This window comes from Nonomuraea sp. NPDC049750 (assembly GCF_040659625.1).
GTDB lineage: Bacteria > Actinomycetota > Actinomycetes > Streptosporangiales > Streptosporangiaceae > Nonomuraea.
In genome coordinates, this window is the sequence record NZ_JBFANB010000034.1 from 90311 (window position 1) to 107375 (window position 17065).

Genomic DNA, 17065 nt, shown 5'->3' on the forward strand with positions numbered 1-17065 from the left:
AGAGGCCCTCGTGATCACCTTTCGTCACGGCGCGCTGAACAGCGCGCTCACCGACTCGCCGTCGTGGATCCGCCGCATCGCCTCGGCCAGCGCCGGGGCGATCGACAGGACCGTGAGCTTGTCCGTCGGTTTGGGCACGGGCACGGTGTTGGTGCAGACGATCTCCTCGACCTCGGGCAGCGCGCTCAGCCGCTCGATCGACCCGGCCGCGAACAGCCCATGCGTGCACGCCACGCGTACGGAGTTGACGCCACGCTCACGCAGCCGGTCGAGCAGCTCGATGACGGTCGTGCCCTTGGCGATCTCGTCGTCCAGGATGATCACGTCCTTGCCCTTGACCTCGCCGATCACCGAGCTGATCACCACCCGGTCGTCGCTGAAGCGCTGCTTGGCCCCCATCGCCACGTCGGCGCCGAGCAGCCGGGCGAAGTGCGCGGCCTCCTTGGCGTTGCCCAGGTCCGGGGAGACGACGACGGTGTTGGACAGGTCGTGCCGGCGGAAATGGGCGGCCAGCTCGCGCAGCGCGTGCAGGTGGTCGACGGGCACGCTGAAGAAGCCGTGCACCTGCGGCGAGTGCAGCGTCATCGTCAGCACCCGCCCGGCGCCCGCCGTCACCAACAGATCCGCCACCAGCCTGGCCCCCATGGAGATGCGCGGCATGTCCTTTTTGTCGCTCCGAGCAAAGGCGTAATGGGGCATCACGACGGTCGTCCTGGCGGCGGACGCCCCACGGGCGGCGTCGAGCATCAGCAGCAGCTCGACCAGGTTCTCCTGTACGGGGGGAACCAGCGGCTGGATGATGAAGACGTCGCGTTCTCTGCAGTTGGCCTGGAGCTGGACCTCCAGCACGTCGTTGGCGAAGCGGTTGACCTTGACCGGGTGGAGCGGGGTGCCCAGGTGGGAGCAGATCTCCTCAGCCAGGGCAGGGTGGGCGCTGCCGCTGAATACCGTGATGTCTCGCACGATTCCGAAAGGATAGCTTCACGGGCTCAGGTAATGGTGCACCAGGGCGGGTTCACCGGCCGCGTTGAGCCATCGGGCGCGTGAGGTGGCGACGCGCTGCCAGCCGTACCTCTCGTAGGCGCCGATGGCCGCCCGGCCCTCGGCGGAGACCTCCAGGGTGAGACGTCCGTCCGCGTCGGCGAGGGCGGTGTCCAGCAGACGGGCGGCGAGCCCGCCGCGCCGGGCGGGCGGCGTGACGAACAGACGGGTCACGGACGCGCGGACGGGCGTGCTGACCAGCTCGGCCACCCGCGACTCGACCTGAGCGAGCCCGACATGGCCGACTATGGCGCCCTGCTCGTCCAGGGCGATCCAGGCGCGGAGCAGGTCGCCGGGCGTGAGCCAGCTGTGCGGATCGTCGGGCCAGTCCACGGGGTAGCGGTCGGCGGCCTGAACTTCGGCCAGCGCCCGCACACACGCGTCGAGATCGGCGGGAGTTCTGAGTCGGATCATCGCTGGAGCGCCGCCATCGTGAGGGGGTTTCTGAGCCGGGTCATCGTTCGAGCGCCGCGACCGTGAGGGAGTCGAGGTCGGGGACGACCTTCCAGGCGAGCGCCAGCGCGTCGGGGGCGGGCGGATAGCGGGGATGGGGAACGGCGATCACCCGCATCCCGGCCGCGTGCGCCGAGCGCAGGCCGTTGCTCGAATCCTCCACCGCCACGCACCCGCGCGGGTCGACTCCCAGCTTGGCGGTCGCCTCCAGGTAGCCGTCCGGGGCGGGCTTGCCGCGCGGTACCTCCTCGGTGGAGACGGTGACGGCGAAGCAGTCACGGAACTCGGCCGCGTCCAGCACCACCTCGATCAACGCACGCGGCGAGGAGCTGGCCAGTCCCAGCGTGAGGTCCGCCGCCAGGCGCCGCACCGCCTCGGGCGCCCCCTTCATCAGCGGTACGCCGTGCCGATAGCGCTCGGCCATCTGGTCCACCACGCCGCGCGCGATCTCGTCCGGAGGCAGCGCCACACCGAGTTCGTGCAGGTAGGCAGCCCATTCCTGGGTGCTCATCCCCATGAGCCTGGACTGGGTGTCCTCCTGCCAGGTGCCGCCGTGTTCGGCGACGAACGCCCGCCGTACCTCCTCCCAGACCGGCTCGGAGTCGACGAGTACGCCGTCGAGGTCGAACACGCACGCTTCCACGGAACCCCCTAGCGGGCTTTGTCGGGATTGCCCATTAACGAGGATATGCGTTGACCGGTTCTCGGGAATGGGCCTGGGCATGGCCGACCTTCCACTCCACGATTCCAACGACTTCGAGGCGGCGGCGGATCGCGGCTTCATCGCGAAGTTCAGCCCGGCGGTGGTCAGCGCCGCCGACAGCAAGGTCATCTGGGACGGCGAGTCGGCCGCCTTCCTGGAGCAGGAGTGCCCTGGCAGCGCGCATCCCAGCCTGTGGCGGCAGGCGCGGCTCTCCGCCAGGCAGGGGCTGTACGAGGTGACGGACGGCGTCTACCAGGTGCGCGGGTTCGAGCTGTCGAACATGTCGATCGTCGAGGGCGACTCCGGTGTGATCATCATCGACCCGCTCATCTCCACCGAGTGCGCCGCCGCGGCGCTGCGCCTCTATCGAACCCATCGCGGAGCCCGGCCCGTGACCGGGGTGATCTACACGCATCCGCACGTCGACCACTTCGGCGGCGTACGCGGCGTCACCGGCGGCGGCGTGCCGGTCCTGGCGCCCGCGGGCTTCCTGCGGAACGTCGCCCGCGAGCACCTGCACGCCTGGTCCGCCACGGCCCGCCGATCCGTCTACCTGTACGGCCAGGCCCTCGAACGATCACCCGATGGCCAGATCGGTCCGGGCCTGGGCAAGACCCGCTCCATCTCGCTCATCGCCCCCACGGTCGACGTCGAACGTACGGGACAGGAGGAGACGGTCGACGGGGTACGCATCGTCTTCCAGCTCGCCCAGTCGCCACCGGAGCTGACCCTGTACCTGCCCGGCCGCCGGGCCCTGTGCCTGGGCGAGAACGCCACCCGCAACCCGCACAACCTCCTGCCCCTACGGGACGCCAAGGCCCTGGCCCGGCAGCTGGACGAGACGGTCACGCTGTTCGCGCCCGAGCTCGACGTCGCCTTCGCCTCGCACCACTGGCCCACCTGGGGCGGGCCGGAGATCACCCGGTTCCTGTCGCAGCAGCGTGACCTGTACTCCTACCTGCACGACCAGACCCTCCGGCTGATGAACAAGGGCCTGACCGGAGCCGAGATCGCCGAGGCCATGCGGGTGCCACCCGAACTGGAGCAGGTCTGGCACACGCACGGCTACCACGGGCCGGTCGGCCACAGCGTCAAGGCCATCTACCAGCGCTACCTGGGCTGGTTCGACGGCAACCCCGCGCACCTGTGGGAGCACCCGCCGAGGGAGAGCGCGACCCGCTACGTGGAGTGCCTCGGCGGCGGGGCGGCCGTCGTCGCCTTCGCCCGGCGCTATCTCAAGGAGAACGACCTGCGCTTTGCCGCCCAGCTGCTCAACCACGCGGTCTTCGCCGACGAGGGCAACAAGGAGGCGCGTGACCTGCTCGCCGAGGTGTACACCCGGCTCGGGCACGGCGCGGAGAACGCCACCTGGCGTAACCTCTACCTGACGGGCGCGCTGGAGCTGAGCGACGGCGTCGTGCCGGCCGCCACGGAGCGGGCCGCGCCCGGCCTGGTCGCGGCGCTCGGCGTCGACCAGATCCTCGACTCGATCGCCATCCGGATCGACGGGCCGCGGGCCTGGAACGAGAGCCTGTCCATCGACTGGCACCTGACCGACCTGGGCGAGAGGTACCGGACCACGCTGTCGAACGGCGCGCTCATCCAGCACGCCGACCCGCCCGAGGGGCCGGTCGACCTGACCTTGCGGCTGACCAAGGCGCAACTGCTCGGCCTGCTGGCCGGCCGGGGGGTCGAGCGGGTCGAACGAGAAGGCGACATCGGCGTACTGCGGCGCTTGGTGGCCGTACTCGACCACCCGATCCCCGACTTCGCCATCGTGACCGCCTAACGCGGTGTCCCCCGGAGGGGGTATCTCCCAAAAGACCCCAGCCACCACGGACCGTCACAGGGGGTGAGACCGTCCGGGGTCCTCAGCCGCTACGGCGGGGCGCCAGACTCGAAATCGCGAAGTAGAGGACCCCCGCCAGCACCAGCGCGACCACCACGCCGATATTGGCCGCCCCGAACGTCCCCGCCCTCATCTGATCGCTCATCAGGAAACCGACCACCCGGGCGATGTTCGGGTCGGTGGAGGTGATGAGCCCGACACCCACGACAGACGCCGCGACCAGCGAGATCACCCCGGACCAGTTCAGAGCGGGTGCCCCGGGCCGAAGCAGCCGCTCATCGTACGACCGGCCACCAGCCCGCCGGAGCCACATGTCGACGAGGAAGACGGCCACCCAGGCGGCCATCACCACCCCGATGATCGCCAGGAACGCCTGGAAGGTCGCCAGGAAGCTGGTCGAGACGAACAGCAGGTAGTAGCCGCCGAGCACCATCAGCGCGCCGTCGACCAGCACCGCGTAGTGCCGCTTGATCGGCACCCCCAGCGCCAGCATGGACAGCCCGGACGAGTAGATGTCCATGATCGCCCCGGCCAGGAAGCCACCGATGGCGGTCAGCAGGTACGGCAGCAGGAACCAGGTCGGCAGCGCCGCCGCCAGCGCCCCGACCGGATCCGCGCCCGCGGCCTGGGCCAGCTTGGGGTCGCCGCCGGCCAGCAGCACGCCGAAGACGAGCAGCACCATGGGCGGCACCGCCCCGCCCACCGTCGTCCACAGCGCCACCGACGAGGGCTTGGACGCGGTGGGCAGGTAGCGCGAGTAGTCGGCGCCGCAGTTGACCCAGCCCAGGCCGAGCAGCGTCATCGCGAAGATGACCGCGCCCACCCAGCCGCCGGGGCCCGCGGTGGTGTCCAGCGAGGTGCCGAGCTTCGGGGCCATGAGGATCATGTACACGACGGTCAGCACGATGAACGCGTACGTCAGATACCGCTGCACCGCCATGATCAACGCGTGGCCGTACACCCCGACCACGATCGTGAGCAACGCGGCGACCGCGAAGCAGACCGCCATGGCGGTCGTGCCGGGAATGCCGGGCGCGACCCGCTTCAGGATCGCCGCGCCGCCCTGCGCCGACAGCGTCACGAGCACGATCTCCCAGCCGACGTTCGAGACATAGGAGAGTACGGCCGGCAGCTTGTTGCCCTGGTAGCCGAAGGGGGCGCGGCCGAGCGTCATCGTCGGCACCCCCGACCGGGTGCCCGCGATGGCGACCAGCCCGACCAGCCCGAACGAGAGCGCGTAACCGATCGCTCCCGTGATGATCGCCGGGACGACGCCCAGACCGAGCCCGACGATGTAGACGCCGAAGGCGACGCCGAAGAGGGAGAGGTTGGCGCCGGCCCATGGCCATAACAGGTCCCGAGGCGTGCCCCGCCGCTCGGCTGCCGGAACGGCGTTGATGCCGTTCTGCTCGACGGTCATCATGTCCATGATCGGACGGTACACCCGGCAACCGCGCCGCCCCAGAGCACCGGCACCGCGGCTGCCCCAAAGCAGCCGGGATCAGCCGTCGAGCCCCAGCAGCGTGGCCTCCACCTTCGGGTCCAGGCCGACCGGCGGCCGGTCAGGACGCATGGGCGCCCGCCCGCCGATGCTCCGCAGCCACGCCCACGTGTCGGCCACCGTCTCGGCCACCGGCCGGAACCGCAGCCCGGCCGCCACCGCCTTCGACACGTCACCTCGGTGCATGGTGTCGTGGTCCTCGCCCAGCAGCCAGATCGGCAGATCGGTCCACGGCTGCACGCCGGCCGCCAGGATCGGCTCCGGCTCCACCCACCGCAGCTCGGCTTCGGACCCGGTCACGTGTACGCAGGTCCGCAGCAGCTCCTCCATGGTGACGAATCCCGATGGGCTCACCACGTTGTAGGCCCCACCCAGCCCGTCCTTGGCCGCGTCAAGGCACCACTGGGCCATGTCGCGCGCGTCCACGTACTGCAGGGGCAGCTCGGCCGGCCCCGGCGCGAGCACCGGCCCGCCACGCGCGATCCTGTTCAACCACCACGGCAGCCGCCCGATGTTCTCGTGCGGCCCCAGGATCAACCCGGCCCGCGCCAGCAGCGCCCGCTCCCCGAAGGCCGCCACCGCCGCCAGCTCCCCACCGGCCTTGAACCGCGCGTAACCCACTTCGTCGCCGTCATCGGCCGAGGCCGCCACCACCGGAGCGTCCTCTCCGGCACCGGCCGCCGTCGGGTAGGTGTAGACGGACCGGCTGGACACGTAGACGTAGTGTCCCGCTCGCCCGGCCAGCAGCCTCGCCGCGTCGCGTACGGCGGACGGCGCCCACGACCAGGTGTCGACCACGACGTCCCACTGACCACGGTCGAGCGCCGCCAGCCCGCCCGGCTTCGCCCGCTCGCCCCGCAGCGCCGTCACCGTGGGCGGCGGGGCATGCGTGCCCCGGTTGAACACGGTCACGTCCCAGCCGGATGCGACAGCCTCCTCGACGAAGGCCCGCCCCACGAACTCCGTCCCGCCCAGCACCAGAAGCCTCATGGCCACCACCCTGCCGATCCCGGTCGCCACCCGGTAGCCGTGCACGCCGACAGCGGAATCGCCAGCAGCGAAACCACCGACCGCGGAATCGCCGACAGCGAAACCAAGGCATCGCCAGCAGTGAAACCAAGGCGTCGCCGACAGTGGGGTCCCTTACTCTCCGCGACAATTTAGCGCTGTAAAGGTAGATATATCAGCAGGTCAGTGTCAATGCTGTTCCTCGCGGCATAATGGGGAAGTGTCACAGATAGTGATGCTAGGGACCATGGAATGGTGAAAAGGATCTTCCCCTGCTCGATGCGGGCGCGCCTGACCATGATCGCGACTCTGGTCGCGGCCGTGGTCTTCGCCGCCACGGTCGGCCTCACCCTGAGCACGTTGCCGGGCAACCTCCGCGGCGCCGTGCAGAACCGGGTGGAGCTGGCCGTACGGCGAGTGGCCAACGACGCCCGGACGAAGGAGCTGCGCAGCCTGCTCCCGGCGCCGGCCCGCGTACCCCTCCTGCAGGTCGTCTCCGCCGAGGGCATCGTCCTCGCCTCCAGCCACAACCTGAGAGGGCAGCCCCCCATCGCGAACCTGCGGCTGCCCCAGCCGGAAACGATCTATGCCACCGAGATCGAGCTCACCGGCGACAGCGACAGTGTGGAGCACGGATCCAAGTACCTGGTCATGGCCATGCAGTCGCGGACGTCGTACGGCCTGATAACCGTGTATGGCGCGTCCTCGCTGAGCGACGTCAACCGGGCACTTGGGTGGCTCTATGCCCTGATCTTCCTCGGCACCCCACTGATGCTGCTCGGTGTCGCGGGCATCACCTGGGTCGTGGTCGGCCACACCCTGCGCCCGGTCGAACGCATCCGGGCCGAGCTGGCCGAGATCACCGGTCACGACCTGAGCCGCCGGGTTCCCGTACCCGGCGCCGGGGACGAGATCTCCAACCTCGCCGTGACCACCAACGACACCCTCGACCGGCTGGAACGCTCCGCCGAGACGCAACGCCGCTTCGTGGCCGACGCCTCGCACGAGCTCCGCAGCCCCATCACCGCGCTGCGCACCCAGCTGGAGGTGGCCAGCGCCTACCCGGACGACACGGACTGGGCGTCGACGGGCGCCCGGGCCCTGAAGTCAGCCGACCGTCTGACGGACATCATCGAGGAGCTCCTGATGTTGGCCCGGCTCGACGCGGGCGCCGTCATCGAATGGCACGTCGTCGACGCCTGCCAGCTGGCGGAGGAGCAGGGGCGGCGCCGTGCGGGAGGCGACATCAGCGTCGTCACCCACGTGATGGGCGAGGCACCGGTCATGGGCTCCCGCATCCAGCTGGACCGGCTGCTGACCAACCTGCTCGACAACGCCACCCGGCACGCCACCTCCAAGATCGACCTCCAGGTGGAGGTCAACCAAAGGGACCGGACCGTCGACATCACGGTCACCGATGACGGAGCGGGTATCGTGGCGGAGGAGCGCGAGCATGTCTTCGAGCGCTTCACCCGCCTGGCCGAGGGCCGGGCCAGGGACAAGGAGGGCAGCGGACTCGGCCTGGCCCTGTCGAGAGAGATCGCCCAGGCGCACCGGGGGACCCTGACGATCACCGACCACCATCCAGGCGCCCAGTTCGTCACCCGTCTGCCGCTGTACCTGGATGGAGATTCACCGGTGTGAGCGGTTCGCGCCCGTCCAGCACGGCCGCGACGTTCGACACCGACAGGTGGCACATCCGCTCGCGGGTCGCCGTGCCCGCGCTGCCGATGTGCGGGGTCAGCACGGTGTTGCCGAGCTCGACCAGCGCCGGGTTCACCGCCGGCTCGCCCTCGAACACGTCGAGGGCCGCCCCCGCGATCGTCCCCGCCCGCAGCGCCTTCACCAGCGCGTCCTCGTCGACGATGCCGCCACGAGCGGTGTTGACCAGGATCGCGGTGCGCTTCATGCGGCCCAGGGCGTCGGCGTCGATGAGGTGGCGGGTGGCCGGGGTGAGCGGGCAGTGCAGGCTGACCACGTCGGCGCGCTCCAGCAGCTCGGGCAGCTCGACGAACTCGACGCCCCGCTCATCGTCCTCCGGCAGCGGCGAGGAGGTGGGCGTGGCCAGGATCTCCATGTCGAACGCGCGGGCGCGCCGCGCCACGGCCCGCCCGATGCGGCCGTAGCCGACCACGCCGAGCGACGCCCCGGCACTGAGATCGAGCCCGAGCAGCATGCGCGGCCCCCAGACCCATGGAGTACGCTCCCGCAGCAGTCGGTCGCCGTCCAGCACCCTGCGCGCGGCGGCCAGGATCAGCGCCATCGTCAGGTCGGCGGTGGCGCCGTCGAGCACCCCAGGAGTGTTGGTGACCTGGATCCCGCGCTCGGTGGCCGCGGCCACGTCGATGTTGTCGTAGCCGACCGCGGTGTTGGCGACGACCCGCAGCGATGGGCCCGCCGCGTCGAGGAACTCGGCGTCGATGCGCTCGGTGAGCGTACACACGACCCCCTCCGCGCCCGCGGCCAGGCGCAGCAGCGTGGCGCGGTCGGGCGGGTCCTCCTCGCCGCACACCACGGGTCGGCCGAGCGAGCGCACGAGCGCCATGGCGGCGTCGGTCAGGGTGCGGGTCACGTAGATCATCGACTCTCCTCGCTCATCGGGGGTGCCGTGGGGGCGGGGCGGCCCACGATCCTGCCCCAGGTCTCGCCGTACGACTCCCACCGCGCGGCGACGACGTGCACCCACTCGGGACGCGGGCCGATGCGCCGATACGGCGGCGCGGGGAGTATGACCCCGTCCGTCCCCTCGGCGGCCATCGCCGCGGCTCCCATCGCGGGCAGGTACGTCTCCTCCACGAGATGGACCGGCCGTCCGAACAGGTCCGCCACGATCCCGGCGTAATCCAGCGAGCCCACCATAACGACATGGGCGGAGTCGCCCAGCATCAGGCGTACCGCGAAGGCCACCCCCTCGACCGCGCCCCACGCCGCCGACCAGGCGTCGGTATCGGGCAGGTAGCCGAGCAGGGCGGTGCGCGGCCGTTCCAGCCACAGCGGGCCGCGCTCGGGTGTCACATGCGGGATGAACACGGGCGCCGCCTCGGCCTGCGCGATCGTGGCCGCTCCGGCTCTGGCGATCAGCTCCTCCACCGCGTCGCCGTAGCCGAGCAGCCGCGCCGCGACTGACAGAGCCACGCCGCCGTTGGTCGCGGAATGCCACAGCCATCTGCCCGGCCGTACGTCCGCGCGCTGCAACACCCGCGGCGCCCGATCAGGTACGGCGGAGCTCCGCGTGACCACATGCGTCGTGCCCACCGTGTACAGCGGCGCGCGAGACCCGTGGATGTCGAGCAGGCAGGCGGCGGCCGCCGTGTCGGCCGCCCCGGTGACGACCGGGATGCCGGGGCGCAGCCCCAGCTCGGCGGCGGCCTCGGGAAGGAGAGCACCGAGGGGCGACAGCGACGGGACCACCGGCGGCAGGACGTGCCTGGGCACCCCCACCAGCTCGGCGAGGTCGTCGATCCAGTCACAGCCGTCGGTGCAGGCGAACAGGCCGCTGTAGGAGGCCTGCGTGGGGTCGATCGCGTCGCGGCCGGTCAGCCGGTGCCCCAGCCAGGTGCCGACGAACCCCATCGTGCGCGTACGAGCCAAGGTCTCCGGCTCGTGCTCGGCGAAGAACCGCCAGGCCAGCCCCATGGCAGTGGCCGGAAAGGCGGCATTGCCCACCAGGGCGGCCGCCTCGTCGCCGCGTGCCTTGGCGTACGCCTCCACGAGGTCGGGAAGCGCGGGATGGTCCCAGCACAGGCCGGGCGCGACGGCGTCGCCGGCGTCGTCGAGCGGGATCGCGACCGGGCAGTGCACGGCCAGGCCCACGGCGTCGGCGCGGGTGGCGTCGCCGAGATCGTGGCAGGCCAGCCGCACGCTGCGCGCCCATTCCGCCGTGTCCACCCGGCCCCGCGCCTGCCGGTGAGCGGGACGGTGGTCGGCGCGGCCGCGGGCGAGCACCCGGCCGGCGCCGTCGACCAGGACGGTCTTGGTCGCCGATGTGCCGAGGTCGATCCCCAGATAGGTGGCCATGTGGTCCCTACTTCAGCAGCTCCGCGGCCTTCTCCGGCTCGACGTCCTCATGGACGACCGCGCGGAGGGCACGCACCATCTTGCCGGGATCCTCCGCGCCCCACACGTTCCGGCCGAAGGTGACGCCTCGCCCGCCCGCCTCGATCACCGAGGCCGCCTGCCGGAGCACCTGCAACGGGCTGTCGGCCTTGGCGCCGCCGGCGGCCACGACGATCGCGGGCGTGCCCTCGACGATCTCGCGGAAGGTCTCCGTCGAGCCGGAGTACCAGGTCTTGACCACGTCGACGCCCAGCTCGGCGGCGGCCCTGGCGGCGTACAGGATCGCCTCGACGCTGCCCTTCCTGTCCTCCCACAGCTCCCCGCTGGGGTAGGCGTGGCAGACCACGGGCAGCCCGACCGCGCCGGCGCTCTCCACGACGCCCGACAGCAGTTCGAGGTCGCGCGCCTGGTTGGAGGACCCGGCGCTGATGCCTACGGCGACCGCCTCGGCGCCCAGGCGGATCGCGTCGGACACGGTGGCCACGACCGCGTCGTAGTGGGCGTGGAAGTCCACGGAGAACGTCGACGCCTTGAGGATCCAGGGGACGCGCGTGGGATTGTGGGCGATCACGTGCCCGGCGATGCCCTTGAACATCGTCACGGCGTCGGGACCCGCCGCCGCGATGCCGTCGTACGTGGGTGCGATCCCGGCCAGGCGCGGGGCGACGCCGCGCGGCACCGCCTGGTCGAGGGCCACGGTGACCGTCCGGCCCGTGGCGCCGAACAGCCGGCGCAGCCGGATCGTCCGGCCCAGAGCGCTGGTCGTGCCCGTCGGGTTGATATCGAGTGTGGCGTATGCCGTCATGTCAGTCCTTCCAAGGAGATATGCCGACGCGAAGGTCGCGGCCTGAAGCGGCCAGGTCGATGGCCTTGGCCATGTCGTCTATCGGGAACTGGGTGCCGACCAGGTCATCCACCCTGAGATCGCCCGCGGAGATCATTTCGGCGATCTTCGTGAAGCCGTCGAGCCGGCACGAGGAGGCGCCCACGACGGACCACTCGTTGTAGTGGATGTCGTTGGCCGGGATCTCCAGCACGCTGCCCTCGCCACCGAACCCCGCGAACATGCTGACCCTGGCACCGGGCGCCAGGCAGGCCAGGTAGGGATGCACGGCGTCGAGCCGCCCCACGGCGGCGATGAGCACGTCGACACCCGCCCCGCCGGTCCACTCCAGCACGTCGGCCGCGGCGCCTTCGCCGGGGGACAGCGCGAGCTCGGCCCCGGACGCCAGCGCGGCTTCGAGCCGCTCCGGGATCGGATCGACCGCCACGACCCGCGGGACGCCCAGCTCCCTGGCCAGCCGTACGTGCATGAGCCCCAGCGGCCCGCACCCGCTGACCAGCATGGTCTCCGCGCCCGGCGCGCCGGCCAGCAGCTGGCCGTTGTAGGCGCAGGCCAGGGGCTCCACGATGGCGGCCTCCGCGGCGGACACGCCGGGCACGGGCACCAGGTTGCCCGCCTCGACCGCCTGCGCGGGCACCCGGACGTACTGGGAGAAACCGCCGGGCAGTTGGTAGCCGAAGGCGACCCGGTTGCGGCAGATGTTGCCGCGGTCCTTGACACACGCCACGCAGGCGTCGCACGGCACCAGCGGATAGACCGCCACCTGGTCCCCGATGGACAGCCCGGCCGGCAGGGCGCCGGCCACCTCGGCGATCGTCCCGGCGAACTCGTGACCCATCACGGTGGGATAGGTGACGTTCCGCTTCTTGGTGCCCTGGTAGATGCGGATATCGGTGCCACACACAAGGGAGCTCTCCACGCGGACCAGGACGTCGCCCGGCTCCAGCGCGGGCCGCTCGACCTGGGACACGTCCAGGCGCTCTGGGGCGCGCAACACTGCCTGTTTCATCATGGCCTCTCGCTCGGTGGGGGTCGGTCGTCGCTGCCTGCGGGTCGGTGGGGGTCGGTGCGTGCGGGTCGGCGGGAGTGCGATGGTCATTACCTGTCGGTCGGTGGGAGGTCCGTCGTCGGGCACACCACGATCCGCAGGTCGCCGCCGCTCGCCGCGCGCAGGGCGGCCAGCGCCTCGGGGTCGGCCCCGTCGTCGGTGAGGAGCGTCCAGGGGCGATCGATCGGCGACCAGTAGGAGCTGGCGTCGTCCAGGAGCTTGGCGGAGTCGGCCACCACGACCAGCCGGCGCGTGTGCTGGCTCATCAGCGTCTTCAGCGAGCTCTGCTCGAAGGTGCGCGAGGCGATGCCCCGGGTCGGATGCACGGCGTCGGCGCCCAGGAAGGCGATGTCCGCGTACAGCCCCCTGACCATCTCCTCGGCCCCCGGACCCGTCATGGTCTGGTTGATGCGGCGCAGCCGCCCGCCCATCACCACGACGTCGACACCCTCCTCCTCCACCAGCGTGTTGACCGCCCCGAGGCCGTTGGTGAAGACGGTGAGCCCGGACTTGCCCAGCAGGTAGCGGGCCAGCCGCTCGGTGGTCGTGCCGGCGTCGAGCAGGACCACCTGGTCGTCCTCGACGTACTCGGCGGCCTGGCGGGCGATCGCGTCCTTCTGCCGTACGTGCTTCATGCGGCGCTGGCGTACGGAGATCTCGGTGGTGCCGCCGCCGAGCACCGCCCCGCCGTACGTCCTGGTGATGCGGCCTTCCTCGCGCAGCTGGGCGAGGTCGCGGCGGACCGTGGCGAGGGAGACGTCGAGCGTCTCGCTCAGCCGCTCCACCTCGACGGTGCCGTCCGTGTGGGCGGCGAGGAGCTCCATGATGCGCTCGCGGCGCGCCCTGCTGGGCAAACGGCTCACCGTGCACCACCTTCTGGATGATTGAATCGGTCATTTTGATGATTGTATCGAGCAGAGTTGCTTGTCAAGTCTCTGCGCGAATCGCTCATTGATATGAGCGTTTAACTCGGAACGACGCCCTGATTGCGCGTTTGTTTCCAGGTCTTGACAGCGAGGTTGCGTGTAACGAGCATCCTGTTAACCACATCACAGCACGGCAGGATCTGAGCGAAACGATCAAATTGGTGCCGTGCCGTAATCTCGCGAGGAGGTCAGCATGGTGAAGCACGAGACCGCCGCAGCGCCACGATCACCGGCTCCCGACAGGGGCCGGGCAACCCGTGTGCGGTGGGTGGTGGCGGCCTTCTGCTTCGGCGGACTCGCCATCAACTACGTCGACCGGGCCGCGCTCTCCGTCGCCCTGCCCTTCATGACCCAGGACCTGAGCCTCACCCCGACCGAGCAGGGGCTGATCCTCAGCGCGTTCTCCTGGACGTACGCGGTGATGCAGCTGCCCGCGGGCTGGCTCATCGACCGGTTCGGCGCCCGGATCATGTACGGGGCGTGCGTGCTGTGGTGGTCGGTGTTCACCGGGCTCACCGCGCTGGCCAGCAGCTTCGGCGTGCTGCTGGGCTTCAGGCTCGGCCTCGGCATCGGCGAGAGCGGCGCCTATCCGGCCAGCGCCAAGGCGGTGTCGCTGTGGTTCCCGCCCAGTGAGCGGGGGAGGGCGACCGCTTTCTATGACAGTGGCGCCCGCATCGGGTCCGCGCTGGCGGTGCCGATCATCACGGCGATCATCGCGGGGTTCGGGTGGCATGCGGCGTTCGTGGTGATGGCCGCTCTGGGGGTGCTGTGGACGATCGGGTGGTGGTCGTACTACCGCTCACCGAAGTCCCACCCCAAGCCGAACGCCGCCGAACGCGCCCACATCACCGGCACGTCCGCCGCTACCTCGACCGGCACGTCTGTCGACACCTCGTCCGCTACCTCGACCGGTACGTCTGTCGAGAGCTCGTCCGCTACCTCGACCGGTACGTCTGTCGAGAGCTCGTCCGCTACCTCGCCCGGCGCCTCCGGTGGCGCCCCGACCGGCACGCCCGGTACTTCTTTCGCGCCGGAGCGGCGTGGGAGCGTGGCGTGGTTGCTGCGGCACCGCGTGGTCTGGGGCATGATCGGCGGCTTCTCCTGCCTGAACTTCGTGGTCACCTTCTTCCTCACCTGGTTCCCGAGCTACCTCGTCCAGGATCGCGGCTTCGACCTGCTCAAGCTGGGCTTCTTCGGCATGATCCCCGGTCTGACGGCCGTGGCGGGTGGCTGGGCGGGCGGGATCGCCGGTGACTGGCTGCTCAAGCGCGGCTGGAGCCTCACCAGGGCCAGGAAGACCTGCCTGGTGGCGGGCATGCTGCTGAGTTCCACTGTCGCGGCCGCCGTCCTGGTGGAGAGCGCCGCGCTGGCACTGACCCTGCTGAGCATCAGCTACGCCGCGATCGCGTTCGCCATCGTGTCGCTCTGGTGCCTGCCCGCCGACGTCGCGCCCGCGCACCAGGTCGCCACGCTCGGCGGGTTGCAGAACTTCGCGGCCAACATCGCCAGCGCGCTCAGCCCGATCGTCATCGGCGCCCTCGCCCAGGCCACGGGGTCGTTCGTGGTCCCGCTGCTGGTGACCGGTGTGGTGGCGGTGCTGGGCGCGCTCTGCTTCGGCCTCCTGATCCGCAAGGTGGAGCCGATCGCCGGCTGACCATCAGGCGAAGAAGAGCATCGGGCGGAAGAGAGCGTCAGGCGACGAAGAAAGAAGGGCCCGCTTCTCGTTGTCAGAAGCGGGCCCCTCGCTAGTTCGCTAGGGGGTTACGGTGATGCGGGTCGTGGCGGGCGGGGCGATCGGATTGTCGCGGCCCAGCTGGTCGACGAAGGCGTCGATGTCCAGCGGCCCGCTCCAGAGGTCCGTACCGTCCTTGAAGCCGAGGAAGGCGTCACCGCCGCCGACCAGGAAGTTGTTGGCCGCGACCCGGATCGTCTGCGCGTCTGTCACCGCGACGCCGTCGATCTTCATGTTCGACACCTTGGACCCCCACGCCGCGCCGCTGCTGTAGGTATAGGTGAAGTTCGCCGACGGCTGGAGGATCTTGGTGAACGGCTGGGCATTCGGCCCGCCGGTGAACTGCTGCTCCAGGACCGTCTTGAGCTGCGCACCGGTCAGCGTCACGACCTGCATCAGGTTGTTGAACGGCTGCACGGTGAACGCCTCGCCATAGGTGACCACGCCGTCGCCCTCGCCCGCCGCGGAGCCGGCGAAGGTGAGCGAGGCCCGAACGCCACCCGGGTTCATCAGGGCGATCTGCGCGTTTCCGCCGGTCTTGGTGGCGGCCAGCTGGCCGTCGGCGATGAGGTCGCCGAGCGCGGACTCGCCGCTGGGGGCCGCGGTGTTGGTGATGTCCGCGGTGATCCGGCCGACGGGCTTGTTGGCGACCGGGGCGACCCGGTCCTTCCAGGTCTGCACGAAGGCGGAAATTTCGTGATCCGGGGTGACCGTACGGGTCACGATCTGGTTGTCCGCCACCACCGAGGCGCGGTCGATGTCCCGCGTCTTGACGTTCACGTTGAGATCGACCTTCGTGATGACGCGGCCGAACGAGCCACCCTGCGAGTACAGGCGGTCCTGACCTGCGGGGTCCTTGACCTTGCACAGGTACGCCTGGTGCGAGTGGCCGCTGAGAATCACGTCGATCTCGGGGTCGACCTGCGTGGCGATGCGGTTGCCCGCGCCCGGGACGGCGCTGCAGGCGTCCGGCGACTGGCCCGCCGTCACCTGGTCACCCTCATGCACAAGTACGACCTGGGCCTTGACGCCCACCAGCTTGAGCAGCTTGGACGCCAGGTTCGCGGCCTTGACCTCGTCCACGAACTTGAGGTTCTTGATGCCCTCGGCGGTGACGATGTTCGGGGTGGTCTGGGTGACCAGGCCGATGAAGCCGATCGGCACGCCGTTCATCCACTTGACGCTGACCGGCGGCAGGGCGGGCACGCCCCAGTCGCTCATCAGCTTCTTGACCTGGCTCTGCGGCGCGCCCAGCGCCGCGAGCGCGTCGGACTTCTCGTTCGGGTTCTTGAACAGCACGTTGGCGCCGACGTAGTCGTACTGGGCGCCCTTCCACGTGCCGGCCGGCGAGCACCCGTCCACCGGGTGGCAGCCGCCCTTCATGATCCGGCGCAGCTCCGTGTATCCCTCGTCGAACTCGTGGTTGCCGACCGCGGCCACCTTGAGCCCGAGCTTGCCCATGAACTCGACGGACGGCTCGTCGTGGTAGGCCGCCGAGATCAGCGGACTCGCGCCGATCAGGTCGCCCTGGGCCACCGCGATCGTGTTCTTGTCGCTGAGGGCCTTCATGTGCGTGGCGACGTACGCGGCGCCGCCCGCCTCGACGGTGGCGCCGTTCTCGTCGACCATCCGGCCGGAGGATCCGGTCGGGGGTTCGAGGTTGCCGTGGAAGTCGTTGAGCGCGAGCAGCCGTACCGGAACGGTCTTGGGTGCCTTGCTCGCGTTCGCGGGGGCGGTCGCCGCGGCGAACCCGCCCGCGGCGACGGCTCCGGCCAGCACTAGCCGGAGGAGGGAACGTGAGGTCATGGCCTAAGACGTTACGGCCGGAACCTATGCAGCCAATGTCGCAAAGGTAACGATTCATCGGCCCGCCACATGGCGTTATTTGCCAGCAGTACCCCTAG

The 17065-nt window shown here is 70.4% G+C and carries 14 protein-coding genes; 3 read left to right on the forward strand and 11 right to left on the reverse strand.

The window, feature by feature from the left end; genetic code table 11:
- Positions 1-24: 24 nt before the first annotated feature.
- From AB0J16_RS49515 to AB0J16_RS49525, 3 genes are read right to left on the reverse strand one after another with little or no spacing between them, the layout of a single operon-like run.
- On the reverse strand, positions 25-963 hold the full coding sequence (locus tag AB0J16_RS49515) for a ribose-phosphate pyrophosphokinase (protein WP_358553268.1): 939 nt from the start codon (positions 961-963) through the stop codon (positions 25-27).
- A gap of 18 nt (positions 964-981) precedes the next feature.
- Positions 982-1455 carry a GNAT family N-acetyltransferase gene (locus tag AB0J16_RS49520; protein WP_358553270.1) on the reverse strand — a complete coding sequence of 158 codons (474 nt, stop codon included), beginning with the start codon at positions 1453-1455 and terminating at the stop codon, positions 982-984.
- A gap of 40 nt (positions 1456-1495) precedes the next feature.
- Positions 1496-2137: an HAD family phosphatase gene (locus AB0J16_RS49525; RefSeq protein WP_358553272.1), complete on the reverse strand. Its 642-nt coding sequence runs from the start codon at positions 2135-2137 to the stop codon at positions 1496-1498.
- A 79-nt stretch (positions 2138-2216) separates the two neighbouring features.
- Here AB0J16_RS49525 and AB0J16_RS49530 point away from each other — a divergent pair, with 79 nt between their 5' ends.
- Positions 2217-3986 (forward strand): alkyl sulfatase dimerization domain-containing protein, encoded by a 1770-nt coding sequence (locus AB0J16_RS49530; RefSeq protein ID WP_358553274.1) that lies wholly within the window; start codon positions 2217-2219, stop codon positions 3984-3986.
- An 82-nt stretch (positions 3987-4068) separates the two neighbouring features.
- Here AB0J16_RS49530 and AB0J16_RS49535 read toward each other — a convergent pair whose 3' ends face one another.
- Together AB0J16_RS49535 and AB0J16_RS49540 are read right to left on the reverse strand one after the other, a co-directional pair.
- A complete protein-coding gene (locus AB0J16_RS49535; protein ID WP_358553276.1) occupies positions 4069-5475 on the reverse strand; it encodes a cytosine permease in 1407 nt (468 codons plus the stop codon).
- Between the two features lie 72 nt (positions 5476-5547).
- The gene (locus AB0J16_RS49540; protein WP_358553278.1) at positions 5548-6537 is read right to left on the reverse strand and encodes an NAD-dependent epimerase/dehydratase family protein; all 990 of its coding nucleotides are present in this window, start codon (positions 6535-6537) and stop codon (positions 5548-5550) included.
- 270 nt (positions 6538-6807) lie between these two features.
- Between AB0J16_RS49540 and AB0J16_RS49545 the strand changes: the two genes are divergently transcribed.
- The gene (locus tag AB0J16_RS49545) at positions 6808-8199 is read left to right on the forward strand and encodes an ATP-binding protein (RefSeq protein WP_358553280.1); all 1392 of its coding nucleotides are present in this window, start codon (positions 6808-6810) and stop codon (positions 8197-8199) included.
- On the opposite strand, the gene AB0J16_RS49550 is transcribed toward AB0J16_RS49545, so the two are convergent.
- The 5 genes from AB0J16_RS49550 to AB0J16_RS49570 all read right to left on the reverse strand — a co-directional run bounded on the left by AB0J16_RS49550 (position 8156) and on the right by AB0J16_RS49570 (position 13366).
- The gene (locus AB0J16_RS49550) at positions 8156-9136 is read right to left on the reverse strand and encodes a D-glycerate dehydrogenase (protein WP_358553283.1); all 981 of its coding nucleotides are present in this window, start codon (positions 9134-9136) and stop codon (positions 8156-8158) included. The two genes, AB0J16_RS49545 and AB0J16_RS49550, sit on opposite strands and share 44 nt — an antisense overlap.
- Complete coding sequence (locus AB0J16_RS49555; protein WP_358553285.1) at positions 9133-10572, reverse strand: FGGY family carbohydrate kinase; 1440 nt, start codon at positions 10570-10572, stop codon at positions 9133-9135. Before AB0J16_RS49555 ends, AB0J16_RS49550 begins: the two co-directional genes overlap by 4 nt.
- A 7-nt stretch (positions 10573-10579) precedes the next feature.
- On the reverse strand, positions 10580-11416 hold the full coding sequence (locus AB0J16_RS49560) for a fructose-bisphosphate aldolase (RefSeq protein ID WP_358553287.1): 837 nt from the start codon (positions 11414-11416) through the stop codon (positions 10580-10582).
- A 1-nt stretch (position 11417) separates the two neighbouring features.
- Entirely contained in the window at positions 11418-12467 is a 1050-nt protein-coding gene (locus AB0J16_RS49565) for an alcohol dehydrogenase catalytic domain-containing protein (protein ID WP_358553289.1), read from the reverse strand.
- A gap of 86 nt (positions 12468-12553) precedes the next feature.
- Positions 12554-13366: a DeoR/GlpR family DNA-binding transcription regulator gene (locus AB0J16_RS49570; protein ID WP_358553291.1), complete on the reverse strand. Its 813-nt coding sequence runs from the start codon at positions 13364-13366 to the stop codon at positions 12554-12556.
- 256 nt (positions 13367-13622) lie between these two features.
- Between AB0J16_RS49570 and AB0J16_RS49575 the strand changes: the two genes are divergently transcribed.
- A complete protein-coding gene (locus tag AB0J16_RS49575; protein ID WP_358553293.1) occupies positions 13623-15083 on the forward strand; it encodes an MFS transporter in 1461 nt (486 codons plus the stop codon).
- Positions 15084-15182: 99 nt separating this feature from the next.
- Here the strand turns inward: AB0J16_RS49575 and AB0J16_RS49580 are convergent, their stop codons facing one another.
- A complete protein-coding gene (locus AB0J16_RS49580; RefSeq protein WP_358553295.1) occupies positions 15183-16967 on the reverse strand; it encodes a bifunctional metallophosphatase/5'-nucleotidase in 1785 nt (594 codons plus the stop codon).
- Between the last annotated feature and the right edge of the window lie 98 nt (positions 16968-17065).

Excerpts from the sequence above, each read along its gene's own strand:
- AB0J16_RS49520 (WP_358553270.1), bottom strand. The coding sequence starts at position 1,455 with ATGATCCGACTCAGAACTCCCGCCGATCTCGACGCGTGTGTGCGGGCG.
- AB0J16_RS49535 (WP_358553276.1), bottom strand. The coding sequence starts at position 5,475 with ATGGACATGATGACCGTCGAGCAGAACGGCATCAACGCCGTTCCGGCA.
- AB0J16_RS49580 (WP_358553295.1), bottom strand. The coding sequence starts at position 16,967 with ATGACCTCACGTTCCCTCCTCCGGCTAGTGCTGGCCGGAGCCGTCGCC.
- AB0J16_RS49565 (WP_358553289.1), bottom strand. The coding sequence starts at position 12,467 with ATGATGAAACAGGCAGTGTTGCGCGCCCCAGAGCGCCTGGACGTGTCC.
- AB0J16_RS49550 (WP_358553283.1), bottom strand. The coding sequence starts at position 9,136 with ATGATCTACGTGACCCGCACCCTGACCGACGCCGCCATGGCGCTCGTG.
- AB0J16_RS49560 (WP_358553287.1), bottom strand. The coding sequence starts at position 11,416 with ATGACGGCATACGCCACACTCGATATCAACCCGACGGGCACGACCAGC.
- AB0J16_RS49540 (WP_358553278.1), bottom strand. The coding sequence starts at position 6,537 with ATGAGGCTTCTGGTGCTGGGCGGGACGGAGTTCGTGGGGCGGGCCTTC.
- AB0J16_RS49530 (WP_358553274.1), top strand. The coding sequence starts at position 2,217 with ATGGCCGACCTTCCACTCCACGATTCCAACGACTTCGAGGCGGCGGCG.
- AB0J16_RS49575 (WP_358553293.1), top strand. The coding sequence starts at position 13,623 with ATGGTGAAGCACGAGACCGCCGCAGCGCCACGATCACCGGCTCCCGAC.
- AB0J16_RS49545 (WP_358553280.1), top strand. The coding sequence starts at position 6,808 with ATGGTGAAAAGGATCTTCCCCTGCTCGATGCGGGCGCGCCTGACCATG.
- AB0J16_RS49555 (WP_358553285.1), bottom strand. The coding sequence starts at position 10,572 with ATGGCCACCTATCTGGGGATCGACCTCGGCACATCGGCGACCAAGACC.